This window comes from Anoxybacillus sp. FSL W8-0104, from assembly GCF_038004465.1.
GTDB lineage: Bacteria > Bacillota > Bacilli > Bacillales > Anoxybacillaceae > Anoxybacillus > Anoxybacillus flavithermus_G.
Genome location: NZ_JBBOQU010000001.1, coordinates 2,239,083 through 2,257,345, shown reverse-complemented (window position 1 = coordinate 2,257,345; position 18,263 = coordinate 2,239,083). Strand labels below are relative to the sequence as shown.

Genomic DNA, 18,263 nt, shown 5'->3' with positions numbered 1-18,263 from the left:
ATGTGACATCATTGATCCATATCGAACAATTGCGCTTAAAATTTCCGGGGGCAGAAAAGCGGTTATTTACCGATGTATCGCTTTCGATTAAAAAAGGAGAAAAAGTGTTGCTTTTAGGCCCATCGGGATGCGGAAAATCCACGCTTTTGCAAGTGATGGCGGGCATTATTCCGCGCTCGATCGATGTGCCGATGAAAGCGAGTAAACTGCACATTCCAAATCGTGTAGGCTATGTGTTTCAAGATCCCGATGCCCAGTTTTGTATGCCGTATGTTGATGAAGAAATGGCTTTTGTTCTCGAAAATCTCGGTGTGCCACGTGCAGAGATGGAAGAAAAAATCGCGCGCATGCTTCGTCTTGTGCGCCTCCGTCTCCCGCACGTTCATGTACCGATTCAAACATTATCTGGAGGAATGAAACAGCGGTTAGCGATTGCGTCAGTTTTAGCGCTTGAACCTGATGTGTTATGTTTAGACGAACCGACAGCACTTCTTGATGAAGAAGGAACAAAAGCGGTGTGGGAAACGTTAAAAGAAGTGGTGGAGGATCGAACCGTTGTCATTGTTGAACATAAAATTGATCACATTCTCGACTTTGTCGAGCGCATCATTTTATTTAACGAACATGGTGAGATCATCGCTGACGGCGGAACGAATGAAATTTTTTCAACGTATCGTTCGTTTATTACAGAACAAGGGATTTGGCATCCAGACGTGTGGGAAACGTATAAAAAGCCAAAAACAGCGCAACAACCGTATGCACATGGGGATGTTCTTTTACATGTACAGTCGCTTCGCGGCTTTCGACAAAAAGAAGAAAAAATAGCGGTCGAAGAGTTAGTGATTCATTCGGGTGAATGGATTGCGGTTACAGGGGAAAACGGTGCAGGGAAAAGTACGTTGTTGCAAAGCTTAATGAAACTTATTCGAACAGAAGGTGATATGTATTGGCAAGGAGAGCTTGTCAAACATGAAGAATTGTTATATGACAACATTGCTTTTGTGTTCCAAAACCCCGAGTTTCAATTTGTTACAAATCGTGTAGATGATGAGTTAGCGTACTCTTTCCGTCTTGAAAAACGTCCAGAACATGAAGTAGCCGAGGAAGTCGAAAGATTGCTTAAACGGTTTCATTTGAGCGCGCAGCGTCATTTGCACCCGTATCAATTGTCGATGGGGCAAAAACGGAGGTTGAGTGTTGCTGCGTCGGTGACGGAGCAACATCGCCTATTGCTTCTTGATGAACCGACGTTCGGGCAAGATGCAAAAAATACGTTTGCGCTGCTCGAATGGCTTGAAGCATACCGGCAACAAGGAAAGGCAATTGTCATGGTAACACACGATGAACGTATCGTGTCTGAATTCGCGACAAGACGATGGATCATTGAAAGCGGAAAGCTTGTCGCTGATGAAATGATTGCACCGCGGATGCTTGTACGAGGTGAAATAGGATGAGATGGAGCATTGACCATCGCGAAACATGGTTGCATCAAACGAATCCGACAGCGAAATTGCTTTTCTTTTTGCCGATGTTTGTTGTGATTGTTTTTGTCCATAATCCGAACGTACTCATCAACTGGACAATCGGATTTACCGCCTTATTTATGTTGTTTAGCGGTTATCGGATGAAGCATATGCTTCTATTTTTTGCTCCGTTTTTGTTCATTTTCATTTCTACGTCGTCGTCGATGATTTTGTTTGGAAAAGGGGAGACGACGTGGTTTCATTGGGGGCTGATTCATATTACCGAAGAAAGTTTTTACCGCGGCGTTCACCTCGGCTTTCGTACGCTTTTGTTTGCGATTTTCGGATTAATGTTTGCGCTCACGACAAAGCCGGTGCTTTTATTTTACTCGCTTATGCAACAAGCGAAAGTGAAACCGAAATATGCGTATAGTTTTTTAGCAGCTATTCGTTTATTGCCGATCATGTTAGAAGAATTTCAAACGGTTCATCAAGCGCTAAAGGTGCGACGGGCTGCCAAAGCGAAAGGATTTCGCGGTAAACTTGAACTCATGAAACGATATGCCATTCCGCTTTTATCGCAAAGCATTCGCCGCGCTCAACGCATTGCGGTGGCGATGGAAGCGAAAGGGTTTACGAATGAGCGGACACGGACGTTTTATTATGAAGTGACGCTCGGAAGATATGATGTGTATTTATTTGTTGCCATGTGTGTCATTGTTGCTGTTGGCTACTACATGGCAGATGTGTTCCCATACGTTGCGATCAAGGATGTGCGGTAAGATGAAAGAACTTCATCTCATCTCAACAGGCAATCAGTCGATGGACACGTTTGTTCATATTTCATCGCTCGTCCATTCATATGTCGATTACATTCATATTCGTGAAAAGCATCGCTCAGCGAAAGAAATTAGCATGATTGTGGAAAAGTTGCTTGAAGCAAATGTGCCAACACAAAAAATTATCGTCAATGATCGAGTGGACGTCGCAGTCGTTTATGGCGTTGGCGGCGTTCAGCTCGCTCATCATAGTTTGGCGCCTAAACGAATAAAAGAGAAGTTTCCATTTTTGCGTGTCGGCCGATCTGTTCATACGTTGGAAGAAGCAAAACAAGCGGAAGACGAAGGAGCGGACTACGTCGTTTTCGGACATATATACGAAACGAATTGTAAAGAAGGCTTGAAGCCGCGCGGGCTTTCATCGTTGCAGCAGTTGGCGAGTTACATATGCATTCCTGTTGTTGCCATTGGAGGCATTAAACCTTATCATGTTCGTGATGTGTTCATGGCGGGGGCAAAAGGGATTGCGGTGATGTCTACTGTATTTGACGCGGATGATCCGCTGTATATGGTTCAACTATATCGGAAACAAATGGGGGCGAATACATGGACGTTTTAATTATTGGGGGAGGCATTATTGGCAGTAGCATCGCTTTTGAGCTAGCAAAAAGAGGAGCGCGTGTTGTCGTCATTGAACGAGGGGAATTGGCACAAGAAGCATCATCGGCGGCAGCTGGTATGCTCGGTGCGCACTCTGAGTTTGCGACAGATCATCCCATCATTCCGCTTGCTTTAGCGAGTCAGGCGTTATTTCCGAGCGTCATCGCTGAGTTGCAAGAGTTAACAAATATAACCGTTGGATGGAATGAAGCGGGAATGTTAAAAATGGCAACCACATCGGAAGAGTATAGCGAATTAACGAAACATTATGAATTTTGGAGGCGAATTCAACCGCAACACGTTCGCTGGCTAACCTCCGATGAAGTGACGCAACTCGAACCGCACGTACGAAGTGAATATGGGGCGATGTATACGATCGATCAACAAGTGGACGCAAAACAGCTTTCGCTTGCTTTCGCTCGGGCAGCGATGGCAAAAGGGACAAAGTTTTTACCGTATACGGAAGCGTACGATTTTATTGTTGAACAAGAACGTGTTGTAGGGGTAAAAACAACGAGTGGTTCGCTATATGCAAAGCGTATCATTATTGCGTGCGGGGCATGGACGCCAATGTTAGCTGAAAAGTTGCGGTTATCGCTACATATGTATCCGGTCAAAGGAGAATGTGTTTCGGTGATGACAGAAACCCCTCTTTTACAAGCTACTGTATTTGCGAAAAACGGCTGCTACATCGTGCCGAAAGCGAATAATCGACTTGTCATCGGAGCTAGTGCGATTGCACATTCATTTACGAAAAACGTGCAAACATGTAGTGTGCATCAATTGTTAACACGCGCAATGCAAATCGTTCCGGCTATTGCCCATTGCACATTCGAGAAAACTTGGGCAGGCATTCGTCCACAGACAAAAGACGGAAACCCTTATATCGGGGCTCATCCGCAGTATTCAAACGTGTTTGTTGTGACAGGGCATTATCGAAACGGCATTTTGTTAAGCGCCATCACAGGCCGATGCGTGGGCGATATGCTAGAAGGAAAAGAAGTTCCATTTGATATGACGCCGTTTTCGCTTACAAGAAAAGGGGGGGCTCATGCATTGCATCATTAATGGCGAGACAATCCATTTGCCGTCTCATGTGCGTACGGTCGCCCAATTGTTACGCCATTTTCACATTCATGAAAAGATTGCGATTGTTGAAATCAACATGGATATCGTTCCGAAAGAGGCCTATGAGAAAACAACAATTGCAGATGGTGATCGCATTGAAATCGTTCATTTTGTAGGGGGAGGATAATATGTTATAAATCGGGCCATATACATTTCAATCTCGCTTATTGCTTGGTACAGGGAAATATCCAAATATCGACATTCAAAAAGAAGCGGTTGAAGCGTCGGGGGCAGAAATTTTAACGTTTGCGGTAAGACGGATGAACATTTTCGCACCCGATCAACCGAATTTTTTAGAAAAAATAGATGTAACGAAATATAAACTGCTACCGAATACGGCAGGAGCAAAAACAGCAGAGGAAGCGGTGCGCATCGCTCGTTTAGCGAAAGCTTCTGGGCTTTGTGATATGGTGAAAGTAGAAGTGATTGGGTGCGATCAAACGTTGTTGCCTGATCCTGTCGAGACGTTAAAAGCGACAGAAGTGTTATTAGAAGAAGGATTTATCGTTTTGCCGTACACGTCAGATGATGTTGTGCTAGCGAAGCGACTGCAACAACTCGGTTGCCATGCGATCATGCCCGGCGCCTCACCGATCGGATCAGGACAAGGAATTATCAATCCGTTAAACATTCAATTCATTATTGAACAAGCAACCGTCCCTGTGATTATTGACGCAGGCATTGGCGGACCGGCAGATGCGGCATTGGCAATGGAATTAGGGGCGGATGGAGTATTGCTAAATACAGCTGTTGCTTCTGCGAAAGATCCGGTAAAAATGGCGAAGGCGATGAAGCTTGCGATTGAGGCAGGGAGACTTGGATATGAAGCAGGGCGCATTCCAAAAAAGAAATATGCTACAGCGAGTAGCCCGAGCGAAGGGATGAGCATCGTCTAATGGATCGTTATTCACGCCAACAACTGTTTGCTCCCATTGGGGAAAAAGGACAACAACACATTCGTGAAAAACATGTGCTCATTATCGGTGCTGGGGCGCTTGGAGCGGCAAACGCGGAGACGCTTGTACGAGCAGGGGTTGGAAAAATAACGATTGTTGATCGCGACTATGTGGAATGGAACAATTTACAGCGTCAGCAGCTATATACGGAAGAAGATGCAATCAAACGCCTGCCAAAAGCGATGGCGGCCGCTACGCATTTGCGCGCGATAAATAGCGACGTTGTTATCGAGCCGATCGTGGCGGATGCAGATGCGCGGTTGCTTGAGTATCTTGTGGCACACGATCGCCCTCATGTTATCATCGATAGTACCGATAATTTCGATGTGCGGATGATCATTAACGATGTTTCACAAAAGTATGCTGTGCCATGGATTTATGGGGCGTGTGTAGGTAGTTATGGATTAAGTTATGTGATTATCCCAAATGAAACGCCATGTTTACGTTGCTTTCTCGAAGATGTGCCACTTGGTGCTGCTACGTGTGATACAGTCGGAATCATTAGCCCTGTCGTCCATATGGTTGTTGCACATCAAACGGCTGAAGCATTAAAAATTTTAGTAGGTGATAAACGTATAAACCGCAAGCTCGTTTCGTTTGATGTATGGCACGGACAATATCGGATGATCGATGTGCACAAGTTAAAAAAAGACGCTTGTTCGTCGTGTGGTGAAAAACGAATATATCCAGCCCTCCAATATGAAAATGAAACGAAATTTGCGGTATTGTGCGGACGTGAGACGGTACAAATTCGCCCTGCGCAACGAGGGGAGCGCGAATGGACAACACTCATTTCTTTTTTACAGCAACAAGGCATTCGTATTGAACAAAATGAATATTTACTTGCGTTTACCATTCATCCTTATCGTTTTGTCGTCTTTTCCGATGGGCGTGTATTCATTCATGGGACAAATGATATTCAGGAAGCGAAGAGACTATATTATCAATATTTGGGGTGAAAGAATGGTATATAAAGCATTGACGATTGCCGGTTCCGATAGTGGAGGCGGAGCGGGCATTCAAGCGGATTTAAAAACATTTCATCAATTACACGTGTTTGGCATGTCAGCCATCACAGCTGTAACGGCGCAAAATACGCTCGGTGTACAAGGAGTGTACCCGCTCCCTCTTGAAGCGATTGAAAAACAAATGGATTCGGTTGCTGTCGATTTGCCGCCAGATGCAGTGAAAACAGGCATGTTATTTAATGAAGAAATTATTGAGCTAGTTGCTCGTAAAATAAAACAGTATGGCTGGGTTCGTGTCGTTGTCGATCCGGTGATGATTGCAAAAGGTGGTGCCCCATTGTTAAAGGAAGAAGCGATTGAAGCGTTCAAACGTCATATGTTGCCACTTGCTTATGTGTTAACGCCAAACATTCCAGAAGCGGAAGTGTTAACGAATATGCGAATTGAAACGTTAGAGGATCGAAAAGAGGCAGCAAAAAAGCTTCATGACATGGGCGTTCGGCACGTTGTCATGAAGGGTGGACATGGGGAAGGCAACGAACTTGTCGACATCTTATACGACGGTGAACAATTTTATGAATGGAAAAGCAAGCGGATCGATACAAAACATACGCATGGAACCGGCTGCACATTTGCCGCAGCGATTACAGCACAACTTGCAAAAGGAAAAACAATATATGAAGCAGTAGATGTGGCGAAACGATTTATCCACGCAGCTGTTGAACAAACGTTACAAATTGGCAGCGGGCATGGTCCGACGAACCATTGGGCGTTTCATGAATCAGAAAAATGTTCACATCATTGACAAACAAAATCGTTCCTACCATTGTTAAAATAAAAATGGGGAATATATTGATGGAGGGGACGAACAAGTGGAAGAACTTTCAATTACACTAAATATTACGTACGTATTGCTTTTAACTTTTTTTATCGGTACAATGTTGATCGAGTCATAATGAACGACTGCGCGTATGTGTGGTCGTTTTCTTTTTCAGTTAAATTTGGTATGATAAACGTATATATTTATAGTGAATCCATTTTTTTCATTAGGAGCGTGAATGTTCGTTGGGAGATCTGCCTCTGAGTTTAATTTTTTTACTCATTGTTTTAATTTTATTATCCGCTTTTTTTTCAGCTTCAGAAACAGCGTTTTCAAGCGTCAATAAAATTCGTTTAAAAAATTATGTCGATGAAAAACGACGCGGCAGTAAAAAAGCACTATATATTGCAGAAAACTTCGATCAAGCGCTCTCTACTATTTTAGTCGGGAACAATATCGTGAACATTGCCGCAGCATCTATCTCAGCTAAAGTGGCAACCGATTTGTTTGGTGGCAGCACAGGACTTGTCATTAGCACGGTTGGTATGACGATTTTAATTTTAATTTTCGGGGAAGTGTTGCCAAAGTCATTGGCGAAAGAACATGCCGAGTCGTTTTCGCTTCTTATTTCTGACGTGCTGTATATGTTAATCCAACTGTTTACTCCCGTTACAGCGCTACTTGTTATGTTGAAAAAAGTTGTATCGAAACTTGTTGGTCAGCGAACAGATGTACCTTCTGTGACAGAAGAAGAAATTAAAGTGATGGTGAACTTAAGTGAAGAAGAAGGAGTAATCGACAATAAAGAGAAAGAACTTGTTCATCGTTCGCTCGATTTTAACGACATTTTAGTTGGCGAAATTTTCACGCCACGTATCGATATGGTTGCAGTAGAAGTGAATCAACCAGTTGAAGAAATTCGCGATATTTTTTTACGCGAACGATATTCGCGCGTTCCTGTATATGAAGGAGACATTGATAACGTCATCGGAATTTTATCGGAAAGCGACTTTTTCAGTCAACTCGTACAAGGAAAAGAAGTAAACGTGCGCCAATTGTTGCGCACGCCGCTATTTGTCGTGGAGTCGATGCGCATTTCCACTTTGTTGCCGGAATTGCAAAAAAGTAAAGTGCATATGGCAATCGTCATCGACGAGTTTGGCGGTACGTCCGGACTCATTACGTTGGAAGACATTTTGGAACAAATTGTCGGCGAAATATGGGATGAACATGACGAAGCAGTGAAAACGTTTCAAAAAATTAATGATTACGAATATGAATTTAATGCAGAATTGCCGCTTGATGAGTTTTGCGACATTTTGGGCATTGATGAGTTAGAAAGTTCTTCCCATACGCTCGGCGGCTGGGTGTTTGAAATGTTTGAACGCATCCCTACCGTCGGCGAATCATTTGAATATGAGTCATTAACGGTCACTGTCCGTCAAGTTGAAAATCGGCGCATCCGAAAAGTGCTCGTCCGCATTCGTGAACCGATTGTGGAAAACGTGTAAAAAGGGAGCAATTTGCTCCTTTTTTTATGGGAAAATCGAACAACGGTTAATACGTCGTGCGATAAACGGATAAGGAGAGCTACAATGTTAGTTGTTGAAGGGTTGCGTAAAACGTTTGGAGATCGTCAAGTATTAAAAGTGATGAAAGATTTAGCGAATGAAGGGATGACGATGGTCGTTGTGACCCATGAAATGCGCTTTGCTCGTGAAGTGGCTGATGAAGTCATCTTTTTTGACGAAGGAATGATTATTGAGCGTGGTCATCCGGAGCAACTATTTACACATCCGAAACACGAGCGGACGCAACAATTTTTGCGACGTATTCAGTAAAACCCCCAAGCGAAGTGCTTGGGGGTTTTCAGCCATGTTATTTAGTTGTGTAAGATCCACCTAATTGTTGTTGCGCCATTGCAACAAGACGTTTTGTAATTTCGCCACCAACTGAACCGTTTGCGCGTGATGTTGCATCTGGTCCAAGGTTTACACCAAATTCTTGAGCGATTTCGTACTTCATTTGATCAATTGCCTGTTGTGCACCGTATACTAATAATTGGTTTGTTTTTGTGTTTGCCATGTTCAATCATCTCCTCGTTACATTTTTTTATGGTTGGGTTAGCTGGATTTGCACCAGCAACGCGTGATCGTTTTTCACGCTGCCAAGCTTGGCTTAACCCATCGAATGTTGTTTGCTTGCTTGTACTACTATTTTGGGGAAAAAACATGTTATTATTCTTTTTTTTATGTGGTAATTTTTTGTGTAGCGGGAAAGATAATGGAAAATAGCGAAGCGAGGGATGAAAATGAACATTTGTCCGTTATGTAATGCCTTGCGGACAATCGTTTTTTATTGTGATCAATGTGGGGAAAAATTAAAAGACGAAGGGAAATTAACAGATTATTTTGATGATTATAGTCCGTATATGGATGCAGATGTGATGAAAATGGTCGATGGATACGCACATACGAGAAAAAGACACGTATGTGTTCATTTGTTTCATTGTCGCCATTGCGATGATGATGTTGTTCGGTTTATTCAAGAATAAAAGCCCGCTCAAGCGAACGGGCTTTCCATTTATTTTTCACTATTTGAACGAATGCGCAATTCTGTATTGACATCGAAGAAATGTGCTTTATTCATATCTAACGCAAGGTCGATCGTTTGACCTGCTTTTACGTCTGTGCGCGCATCAACGCGTGCAACGAATTCTTGGCCGCTAATTTGTGAATATACCATAATTTCTGCGCCAAGCAATTCTGCGACTTCGACATGAGCGCTTACCTTTGTGTTTTGTGATGCTTCAAGAAATACAGGCTCATCATGGAAGTCTTCCGGACGAATACCTAAAATAACTTCTTTGCCCACGTAACCTTGCTCACGAAGCACTTTCATTTTTCCTTCTGGCACGGCAATTTTTACGTCACCGATCACGAATACGCCGTCTTGTAGGACGCCACGCAAGAAGTTCATCGCTGGTGAGCCGATAAATCCGCCGACGAAAATATTTTCCGGCTTTTCATACACTTCTTTTGGTGTACCGACTTGTTGAATGACGCCATCTTTCATAACGACAAGGCGCGTCGCCATCGTCATCGCTTCTGTTTGGTCGTGTGTGACATAAATAGTCGTTGTGCCTAAACGTTGATGAAGTTTTGCGATTTCTGCGCGCATTTGTACACGCAACTTTGCATCTAAGTTAGAGAGGGGTTCGTCCATTAAAAATACTTTCGCATCACGTACAATCGCACGTCCTAATGCCACGCGTTGGCGCTGACCGCCAGATAACGCTTTCGGCTTGCGGTCCAAATATTGCTCAAGACCGAGAATGCGTGCAGCTTCGCGAACGCGACGATCGATTTCATCTTTTGGGAACTTGCGTAATTTTAATCCAAACGCCATGTTGTCATATACGCTCATATGCGGATAAAGCGCATAGTTTTGGAATACCATCGCGATGTCACGATCTTTTGGTGCTACATCGTTCATCCGTTTTCCATCGATGTAAAAATCACCTTTTGAAATTTCCTCAAGTCCCGCAATCATCCGAAGCGTTGTTGATTTTCCGCAACCGGATGGACCGACGAATACGATAAATTCTTTATCTTGAATGTGTAAGTTAAAGTCTTTTACAGCTGTGACGTTGTTGTCATAAATTTTATACACATGTTCTAAACGAAGCTCAGCCATATGTATGCCTCCTTATGCAATCGATTTCATTTGATTTAAGCATATAGAAAAACGAACGAAGCGTAAATGGACAACGTGCACAAAAAAAGAAAACGTTTTCGGGCAATGTGCCTAATGGTGTTCGTGAAGCAAAATCGCTAAATATACAGTCAGTGCCCCTTTAAACTGTTTGATATCAATACTTGTTTTTTCGATAAACTTATCGATACGATATTGCAAACTATTGCGGTGCATATGAAGTTTTTTCGCTGCGAGCGAAACGTTTAAATTGCATTCAAAAAACGTCTTTATTGTTTTCAACATGTCGTGCTCTCGTTTTACCGCCTGTAAAAACATCGTCGCATATGTCATCTCCTCACCGCTAATAAGCAGAAGAGGAAAGATGTCTTCAATACAGTAAACACGTTGAGCGGGATTGTGTTTCAGCCCGACGTGAAAATATCGTTTTTCCGCTGCGAATATACGAGCAAGTTCAACGGAATGGAGGCATTTTTGTCCAATATATGCTCGCAATTGAATGTAAAAATCACTGCATAGCGTGTCGATCCATTCGTGAAGGGTAGAGGCAACGCTTTCTTCTTTTTGTTCAATCACGATCCATTGTTGTTCTGTTTCTGAAATAATCGTCACATCGTAAGGGAAAAGCGACTGGATCGCTTCCGTAAAATCACGTGTGTCAACTGTTCCTTTTTGTATGTAAAAGTAAATAAATCGTGTATGTGTCGAGGGAGGTAATTGTTCAAAAGCATGTTCCGCACCATGAATTAAAAAACGATACCATGCTTGTTGTTGTTTGTTCATCTGAGCAGTTACGGCTTCATACGGTGTAAACAATGTGGCTAATAGTGCACGTTCTTTTTGCGTGAGCATTTCTTTTTTGATACCGAAAAGCTCACCATGTTCTGTAGAAAACCACTCGTACGCATGTCGTTCATTCACTTGTCCATATTCAACAAGCGCATCTCGATAATATGCTCGTAATTTTTCTAACATGTATGTCCATTCCTTTCGTCTCTCCTCACGACTATTATACAAAAAGCGGCGAGAAAATGCTCGCCGCCTCATTTTACTTCATGTGGTGGTTGTTCCGCATAGCCATCAAGTTAAGCATTTGGGCCTTTGTACACCGTTAAAAACATGGTATCCTTTCTAGCGAATACTCTTCGTTAGAAAGGATTTTTTCTATGGAAAATCAAATGCAAGCATGGATGAAAACCATCCGCCAACTTTTCTCGCCTGAGACATTGACTCATCTTGCTCAAGAAACAGGATTTATCCAACGAAAACGAGCATTAACGGCAGAAGCATTTTTGACTCTTTGTGCATGGGGAGATGGCTCACTGGCACAACAATCACTCCAACGGTTATGTACGTCTCTCACGCTCCGCCATGACTGTTCCCTGTCCAGCGAAGGATTGAATCAGCGCTTTACCGAGCGAGCCGTGGCGTTTTTGCGAGAAGTGTTTTTCCTTCTCCTCCAACGACAACGCCCATTGCTTTGGTCCACCATCCAAACCTACCGGACGTGTTTTACTCGCTTGCGGATTTTGGATTCGACCAGTTTTTTGGTTCCTGCCGACTACGGGGAGGACTACCGAGGTTCCGTCTCATCAGGAGCGAAAATTCAGTTTGAATATGACTTGTTGTCTGGTGCCTGTCTTCAACTATGCGTTCAATCGGCCAATGACTCGGACGCCCGTTTTGCCTATCATGCCCAGCACACGATTTTGCCGAATGACCTATGTATTCGGGATTTGGGCTTTTTCTCCGTTGCCGCACTAACCGAGATCGACGCCCGAGGAGCGTATTATATTACTCGGCTCCGTTCCGATATGAAAGTGTATATCAAAGAGAATAGCCAGTGGAAGGAATGGGATTGGGAATCTCTTGGGAATCAATTAAAGGAAGGGGAATCAGTAGAAATGGAACATGTATACATCGGGCATGAGCGTTTGTATATCCCACGCTTGATTTTTCGACGTTTGACGGAAGAAGAATGGCAAAAACGGATGGCGTATGTGCGAAAAAGGGAAAAAAGAAAAGGGAAGGCGCTGACACGCCAAACCCTCGAACAAAAGAAATACCACATCTTACTGACTAATTTACCACAAGAGTCGTTTGATGGGCAACAGGTTTATGGGCTTTATTCTTTGCGGTGGCAAATTGAACTGCTGTTTAAAGCGTGGAAGTCCGTTTTTGATTTGGAGAAAGTGAAGAAGATGAAGAAAGAACGGTTCGAATGCCATGTATATGGGACGTTGATTGCCATTTTGGTGACTCAAACCTTTCTGTTTCAAGCTCGAACGTATTGGCAACAAACAGAAGGGATTCAAATCAGCGAACGGAAAGCACTAGATGTTCTCCAATCCTATTGGCAACAACTGCTTTTGCGCCTATCCAAGGAAGAAATCAGCCTTTCTTCTCCCCTCCTTCTATTGAGAAAACATGGAAGAAAGGATCGAAGGAAAGGAAAAGAAACGGCATCGGATCTCTTGGTTAAATTGGGTATTTATTGATTAGATTCATAAAAACGCCAAATAACCCTCTCCAAGAGGGTTATTTGGCATGCCTAAAACATGTGGTATTCTTTTTCTTCAGCTAATGATCACAAACATTGCGTATGGACACAACGACCCTTAACACTAAACTTGACGGGTATGGTGGTTGTTCCGTTTGTACATCACGCGCTTCTTCAATATTCGTGGCGCGATGGCATGAATATACATAGCCTCCCGCCATGCCTTCATTGATCATACGATCGATGTCCCATTCATAATTATCGCGTTCTTTCATCATACATGCCCCCTTATTCATTATTTTGTATGAACGGAAAAAAAGTATACATCATTCACGTTGTGCGCACATATATTCATAACGAGAGGTGAAAATGATGATTGTTCAGCTTTTACATGCATTGACGAATTACGATTTAGATGAAGAGGAAGAAGCGCTTATTCGTTATTTATATGTACTGCACATCGGAAAAGAATGGGATAGAGAAAAGAAAGAGAAAAAAGATGATTGGCGACAACAATTTGAGAAAATGAACATATATAAAGAAGCATGGTGTGCATCAGAACATGCGACAGAACGAGAAGTATTCCGGTTGTTGTTATGTAAATGTTTGAAACAGTTGCATAAGCAGTTATCGCACATTTGCGCTCATAGCGGACAAGCCCTATAATGAATGGTTAGAATAGCTTATTGGCAGAAGGGAGATCGTTATGGGGCTTTTTCTTTATTTATTATTTATGATCGTGGTTGGAGCATTTATTGGGGGAATGACAAATTCCCTTGCGATTAAAATGCTTTTTCGACCGTATCGTCCGATATATATTGCAGGAAAAAGACTACCATTCACACCTGGACTTATTCCGAAACGGAGAGAGGAATTAGCGGAACAACTTGGACGTATGGTTGTGGAACATTTATTAACAGCGGAAGGGTTGCGTCGAAAATTAAACGACCCATCGTTCGTTCAAGATATGACGAACTACGTGCAAGAAGAAGTAGAAAAATGGCTACAATCAGATCGAACTGTTGAACAATGGCTGAAGCAATTCGGGATGCCAGATCCGAAACAAACGGCAGAAACATGGATAGAAACGAAATATAAAACGTTCATGTCGCAATATCGTCAACGTTCGCTTCATGAAATCATTCCAATTGAGGTATTACAAAAAATAGATCATGCTATTCCTTCGATTGTCGATCGCTTATTGCTCCGTTTGCGCACGTATGTTGAGAGTGAGCAAGGAGAACGTCAAATTGAGCATATGATCAATGAATTTTTACAAAGCCGAGGCATGTTTGGCAATATGCTTCAAATGTTTCTTGGCAACGTTAGTTTGGCGGAAAAAATTCGCCCGGAAATCGTGAAATTTTTACAAAGTGAAGGAGCAAAACAGCTGCTTGTGCAACTATTCATAAACGAATGGGAAAAAGTGAAGGAGATGCGTATACATGAGGTGGAGCAAATAATCGATCAAGAAAAAATCGTCGTATGGGTGAAACGTCTCACCGCATTCATTGTACAAGAGCCGCTCCAAAAACCGCTTGGTGCACTCGTTGCACCTTATGTGCGGCATTCATTACCGACGCTCGTTCGCTTCCTTTTACAATTTGCTTCCGAACGCATCGAACGATGGATGAAACAGCTTCATTTGCAAGATATCGTTCGTGAAGAAGTCGCATCGTTTTCTGTTGAACGGCTAGAAGAAATGATTTTAACAATTTCGCGCCGTGAATTTAAAATGATTACGTATTTAGGGGCTTTGCTAGGTGGGATCATCGGGCTCATTCAAGGTTGTATCACGTTTTTCGTTCAAATGTAGACATACAGCGGCCGCTTCGATCATAGGGTAAAAAGAAAAGGAAAATGAGAGGAGTGTGCCGCATGGACGTCCTTCAAGCCATTCACGAGCTTTCAATAGCGATTCGTACAAGTGAGCCATTTGCCGAGCTTCGCCGCGCCTACGAGCAAGTGCAGCGCGATCCGACAGCGCATCAGTTATTCACGAAATTTCGTGCGCTACAAAAACAGCTCCAACAAAAACAAATGAGCGGATTCCCGGTCAGCGATGCAGATGTCGAATTGTTGCAACAACATTTACATATTATTGAAATGAATGAAAACATTGCGCGGCTCATTCATGCCGAAGAACGTTTAAACGAGTTGTTTGCCAAAGCGATGAATGCGATGATTCAGCCAATTGACGAACTATATGACGGACACTCATAAAAATGGGTGTTCTTTTTTTTCCCCCCTTGTCATACGTATGAATGAAGCCAAGACATCGAGGGGGGACGTTCATGTATAAATTACTTGCGCTAAATATTGACGGAACATTATTAAAATCGAATGGCAAGTTGGAGAAAAAAACGAAAGAAGCGATCGATTTTGTGAAGAAAAAAGATGTGTATGTGACTTTGATGACGTCAAGAAACTTTTTATCAGCGAAAAAAGTAGCGAAGGCGTTGAAGCTAGATTCGTATTTAGTGACGTTTCGAGGGGCGCTTGTTGCAAAGTCGTTAGAAGAAAGGCTACACGCCTCTGTCATTCCAGCGCAAAAAACGTTCGATATTGTACACGTGCTTGAGCATTTCAATTGCAACGTACGCTTGCTTCACGAACGGTATTCGATCGGAAATCGAAAAAAAATAAAAAACAACATGATTGCGAAGACAATTTTAGGAGATCCATTTTTTTATCCGGCACAATTTGTTGACTCGTTAAGTGACGTGTTGCGCGACGATCCGATTGATGTAATGAAAATCGATGTGTTTTACTCGAAAGAAGATGAATGTGATGAAATTGTTGAAACGATCACACATGCATTTCCAGACGTTTCTCTCAGCGTGAGCGATGGAAAAATTGAATTGTTGCCAACAAACGTTTCAAAACTAAATGGGTTAATTCGGCTTGGAAACGAGCTCGGCATTTCGTTAAAAGAAATGGTCGTCATCGGTGACCATTTGGACGATATGCCAGCCATTGAAGCGGCCGGTCTTGGCGTTGCGATGGGAAATGCTTCAAAAGAAGTCAAAGCTGTTGCTGACTGGGTGACGCGTTCAAACGACCAACTTGGTGTCGCATATATGATTAAAGAACATTTTCGGAAACAACATCGTCCTCAGTTTTTACGTCAAATTCGCACAATCGAGAAAAAATAATTTCCGTTTCTTGACGAGCTTTTCGCTTCTTCTGTACACTTAAATGAGTTTAATACTTCGAAGCGAAAGGTGATTTCATTGCGTATTCATATTTGCGGACTTGAGCCGGTGGATCGTTTTCAACGTTCCCTTGAGGTCATTACCGGTTTATTTTTTGAAGAGGCAACGCTCTCTTTTATGGCGACAGAAGAAGCGGAAGTACGTGTGACGATGGATATACAACAAGGAGACCGCCTTGTTGTTAGTGGTACGTTGCAACATGAACACGGTCGCACGTATGAGGCTTATCACGCACGATCGTGGAAGACAGAAGAAGAAAAAGGACGCATGAAACAAGTGAAACATGCGGTTTCCTATATATATTTATCTCTTATGCAGCAATATACAGACTTTGTGCAACAATGGGGTATTTTAACAGGTGTTCGTCCAGTGAAATTATTGCATCAAAAATTGCGCTCTGGCTTAACGAGAGAAGAAGCACATCGCGAGTTGCGCGAAGATTATTTAGTGACGGATGAAAAAATTCAGCTTATGCAACAAATTGTTGATCGTCAGTTGACAGTTGTTCCAGATCTTTACGATTTATCGAACGAAGTAAGCATTTATATTGGCATTCCGTTTTGTCCGACGAAATGCGCGTATTGTACATTCCCAGCCTACGCGATTCAAGGAAAACAAGGATCTGTTGATTCCTTTTTATTCGGATTGCATTACGAAATGGAACAAATCGGGAAATTTTTAAAAGAGCGCAACATTCCGATTACGACTATTTATTACGGTGGCGGCACGCCAACAAGCATTACGGCAGAGGAAATGGATGCACTATATGCGCACATGTATCGTGTGTTTCCAAACGTTGAACGCGTACGTGAAATTACAGTTGAAGCTGGAAGACCAGATACAATTACACCGGAGAAGCTTGCGGTGTTAAAAAAATGGAACATCGACCGCATTAGCATTAATCCGCAATCATATATTCAAGAAACGTTGCGAGCAATTGGGCGTCATCATACGGTGGAAGAGACGATTGAGAAATTTCATCTTGCCCGCGAGGCAGGGATGAACAATATTAATATGGATTTAATTATCGGCTTGCCAGGAGAAGGTGTTGAACAGTTTTGTTATACGCTTGAGCAAACGGAAAAGCTCATGCCGGAGTCGTTGACGGTGCATACGTTGTCGTTTAAGCGTGCGTCGGAAATGACGAAAAATAAGGAAAAGTATAAAGTAGCGGATCGTGATGAAATTAATGAAATGATGAAACGTGCGGAACGATGGACGAAAGAAAAAGGGTATGTGCCGTATTATTTATATCGCCAAAAAAATATTCTCGGCAATTTAGAAAACGTCGGTTACGCTTTACCGGGTCAAGAAAGCATTTATAACATTATGATTATGGAAGAGCAACAGTCGATCATCGGGCTGGGATGTGGAGCGTCAAGCAAATTCGTGCATCCAAAAACAAAAGCGATTACGCATTTTGCCAATCCGAAAGAGCCGAAAGCGTATAATGAAAATTACGAACATTACACAAACGAAAAATTAAAAATGATGGCACAATTATTTTAGCCCCGAGATGATCGGGGCTTTATCGATGAAATAAAATCAATTTGCCGCTCGATGTTGTACAGCGATGCGTTTTATGTTCAAATTGTTTTTCTTTTAATTTTTGCTCGCCGATTCGTTTTGCTTCTTCATCATTTGCGGCAGTAAATGTTTCATCAAGCAGTTTTTCTCCTGTTTTTTCAAAGACAGTAAGCGTATATGTCTTCATCTTCCCCACCCCTTTCCTTTGCATGTATTCGCTCATTCACGCTTATTTCCTTCTTTATACGTCTATTTTTCTAGTTGTTTGCATATGTGTAAAGTAAGACAAGCTTAAAGGAGGATGCACATGCTTATTACATTGCTTCTTGCAGGCATTATCATTAGCGGATATATGGCGATTCGCACAGCAAGAGAAGAAAGGAAAATAGATGAAAAGCTGTTAGAAAAAGAAGGAGAAGTGTATATGGAGCGCATTCGGCAAGCGCGCGAGCAACGTCAGAAGGCCTTGGAATAAACAAGGTCTTTTATTTTTTTAAAAAATTCACAAAAATTTTTCTTCATTTTTTTATGTT

General features: G+C 42.5%; 22 protein-coding genes and 1 pseudogene. 18 read left to right on the top strand and 5 right to left on the bottom strand.

Features of this window, described 5'->3' with window-relative positions:
* Positions 1-2: 2 nt before the first annotated feature.
* The 10 genes and pseudogenes from NST18_RS11860 to NST18_RS11815 form a co-directional block, all read left to right on the top strand.
* Positions 3-1,454: an ABC transporter ATP-binding protein gene (locus NST18_RS11860; RefSeq protein ID WP_004892178.1), complete on the top strand. Its 1,452-nt coding sequence runs from the start codon at positions 3-5 to the stop codon at positions 1,452-1,454.
* The gene (locus NST18_RS11855; RefSeq protein ID WP_004892175.1) at positions 1,451-2,245 is read left to right on the top strand and encodes an energy-coupling factor transporter transmembrane component T family protein; all 795 of its coding nucleotides are present in this window, start codon (positions 1,451-1,453) and stop codon (positions 2,243-2,245) included. Before NST18_RS11860 ends, NST18_RS11855 begins: the two co-directional genes overlap by 4 nt.
* A 1-nt stretch (position 2,246) precedes the next feature.
* Positions 2,247-2,861, top strand: coding sequence for a thiazole tautomerase TenI (gene tenI / locus NST18_RS11850; protein WP_004892172.1), 615 nt, complete (start codon positions 2,247-2,249; stop codon positions 2,859-2,861).
* Positions 2,849-3,970, top strand: coding sequence for a glycine oxidase ThiO (gene thiO / locus NST18_RS11845; protein ID WP_004892170.1), 1,122 nt, complete (start codon positions 2,849-2,851; stop codon positions 3,968-3,970). Before tenI ends, thiO begins: the two co-directional genes overlap by 13 nt.
* A complete protein-coding gene (gene thiS / locus NST18_RS11840; protein ID WP_004892168.1) occupies positions 3,954-4,157 on the top strand; it encodes a sulfur carrier protein ThiS in 204 nt (67 codons plus the stop codon). Before thiO ends, thiS begins: the two co-directional genes overlap by 17 nt.
* Positions 4,158-4,167: 10 nt before the next feature.
* On the top strand, positions 4,168-4,926 hold the full coding sequence (locus NST18_RS11835; RefSeq protein ID WP_230456260.1) for a thiazole synthase: 759 nt from the start codon (positions 4,168-4,170) through the stop codon (positions 4,924-4,926).
* Entirely contained in the window at positions 4,926-5,945 is a 1,020-nt protein-coding gene (locus NST18_RS11830) for a MoeB/ThiF family adenylyltransferase (RefSeq protein ID WP_340721463.1), read from the top strand. Before NST18_RS11835 ends, NST18_RS11830 begins: the two co-directional genes overlap by 1 nt.
* A gap of 4 nt (positions 5,946-5,949) precedes the next feature.
* The gene (gene thiD, locus NST18_RS11825; protein ID WP_064214225.1) at positions 5,950-6,759 is read left to right on the top strand and encodes a bifunctional hydroxymethylpyrimidine kinase/phosphomethylpyrimidine kinase; all 810 of its coding nucleotides are present in this window, start codon (positions 5,950-5,952) and stop codon (positions 6,757-6,759) included.
* 260 nt (positions 6,760-7,019) lie between these two features.
* On the top strand, positions 7,020-8,285 hold the full coding sequence (locus NST18_RS11820) for a hemolysin family protein (RefSeq protein WP_004892161.1): 1,266 nt from the start codon (positions 7,020-7,022) through the stop codon (positions 8,283-8,285).
* 126 nt (positions 8,286-8,411) lie between these two features.
* Positions 8,412-8,615 (top strand): annotated as a pseudogene (locus NST18_RS11815) (amino acid ABC transporter ATP-binding protein); the annotation flags it as partial.
* Between the two features lie 37 nt (positions 8,616-8,652).
* On the opposite strand, the gene NST18_RS11810 reads toward NST18_RS11815, so the two are convergent.
* Positions 8,653-8,859, bottom strand: coding sequence for an alpha/beta-type small acid-soluble spore protein (locus NST18_RS11810; RefSeq protein WP_004892158.1), 207 nt, complete (start codon positions 8,857-8,859; stop codon positions 8,653-8,655).
* A 226-nt stretch (positions 8,860-9,085) separates the two neighbouring features.
* Between NST18_RS11810 and NST18_RS11805 the strand changes: the two genes are divergently transcribed.
* Positions 9,086-9,328 carry a hypothetical protein gene (locus tag NST18_RS11805; protein ID WP_035018872.1) on the top strand — a complete coding sequence of 81 codons (243 nt, stop codon included), beginning with the start codon at positions 9,086-9,088 and terminating at the stop codon, positions 9,326-9,328.
* A gap of 29 nt (positions 9,329-9,357) precedes the next feature.
* On the opposite strand, the gene NST18_RS11800 is transcribed toward NST18_RS11805, so the two are convergent.
* Both NST18_RS11800 and NST18_RS11795 read right to left on the bottom strand, forming a co-directional pair.
* Entirely contained in the window at positions 9,358-10,470 is a 1,113-nt protein-coding gene (locus tag NST18_RS11800; protein WP_004892155.1) for an ABC transporter ATP-binding protein, read from the bottom strand.
* A 111-nt stretch (positions 10,471-10,581) separates the two neighbouring features.
* A complete protein-coding gene (locus NST18_RS11795) occupies positions 10,582-11,463 on the bottom strand; it encodes a PucR family transcriptional regulator (RefSeq protein WP_064214226.1) in 882 nt (293 codons plus the stop codon).
* 191 nt (positions 11,464-11,654) lie between these two features.
* Between NST18_RS11795 and NST18_RS11790 the strand changes: the two genes are divergently transcribed.
* Complete coding sequence (locus tag NST18_RS11790; protein ID WP_340720650.1) at positions 11,655-12,986, top strand: IS4 family transposase; 1,332 nt, start codon at positions 11,655-11,657, stop codon at positions 12,984-12,986.
* Between the two features lie 82 nt (positions 12,987-13,068).
* Here the strand turns inward: NST18_RS11790 and NST18_RS11785 are convergent, their stop codons facing one another.
* The gene (locus NST18_RS11785) at positions 13,069-13,263 is read right to left on the bottom strand and encodes a hypothetical protein (protein WP_340721462.1); all 195 of its coding nucleotides are present in this window, start codon (positions 13,261-13,263) and stop codon (positions 13,069-13,071) included.
* A gap of 97 nt (positions 13,264-13,360) precedes the next feature.
* Between NST18_RS11785 and NST18_RS11780 the strand changes: the two genes are divergently transcribed.
* The 5 genes from NST18_RS11780 (at position 13,361) to NST18_RS11760 (ending at position 17,712) form a co-directional block, all read left to right on the top strand.
* Entirely contained in the window at positions 13,361-13,654 is a 294-nt protein-coding gene (locus NST18_RS11780) for a hypothetical protein (RefSeq protein ID WP_194947784.1), read from the top strand.
* Between the two features lie 67 nt (positions 13,655-13,721).
* Positions 13,722-14,804 carry a DUF445 domain-containing protein gene (locus NST18_RS11775; protein ID WP_241738711.1) on the top strand — a complete coding sequence of 361 codons (1,083 nt, stop codon included), beginning with the start codon at positions 13,722-13,724 and terminating at the stop codon, positions 14,802-14,804.
* 62 nt (positions 14,805-14,866) lie between these two features.
* Positions 14,867-15,211, top strand: coding sequence for a YlbF family regulator (locus tag NST18_RS11770; RefSeq protein ID WP_004892149.1), 345 nt, complete (start codon positions 14,867-14,869; stop codon positions 15,209-15,211).
* A 71-nt stretch (positions 15,212-15,282) separates the two neighbouring features.
* A complete protein-coding gene (locus NST18_RS11765) occupies positions 15,283-16,143 on the top strand; it encodes a Cof-type HAD-IIB family hydrolase (protein ID WP_004892147.1) in 861 nt (286 codons plus the stop codon).
* Positions 16,144-16,212: 69 nt separating this feature from the next.
* Positions 16,213-17,712, top strand: a complete 1,500-nt coding sequence (locus tag NST18_RS11760; protein WP_080601168.1) for a coproporphyrinogen III oxidase — start codon at positions 16,213-16,215, stop codon at positions 17,710-17,712.
* Between the two features lie 19 nt (positions 17,713-17,731).
* Here the strand turns inward: NST18_RS11760 and NST18_RS11755 are convergent, their stop codons facing one another.
* Complete coding sequence (locus NST18_RS11755; protein ID WP_035018868.1) at positions 17,732-17,917, bottom strand: YhzD family protein; 186 nt, start codon at positions 17,915-17,917, stop codon at positions 17,732-17,734.
* A gap of 120 nt (positions 17,918-18,037) precedes the next feature.
* Between NST18_RS11755 and NST18_RS11750 the strand changes: the two genes are divergently transcribed.
* Positions 18,038-18,205, top strand: a complete 168-nt coding sequence (locus tag NST18_RS11750) for a sporulation YhaL family protein (RefSeq protein ID WP_004892137.1) — start codon at positions 18,038-18,040, stop codon at positions 18,203-18,205.
* Positions 18,206-18,263 lie beyond the last annotated feature (58 nt).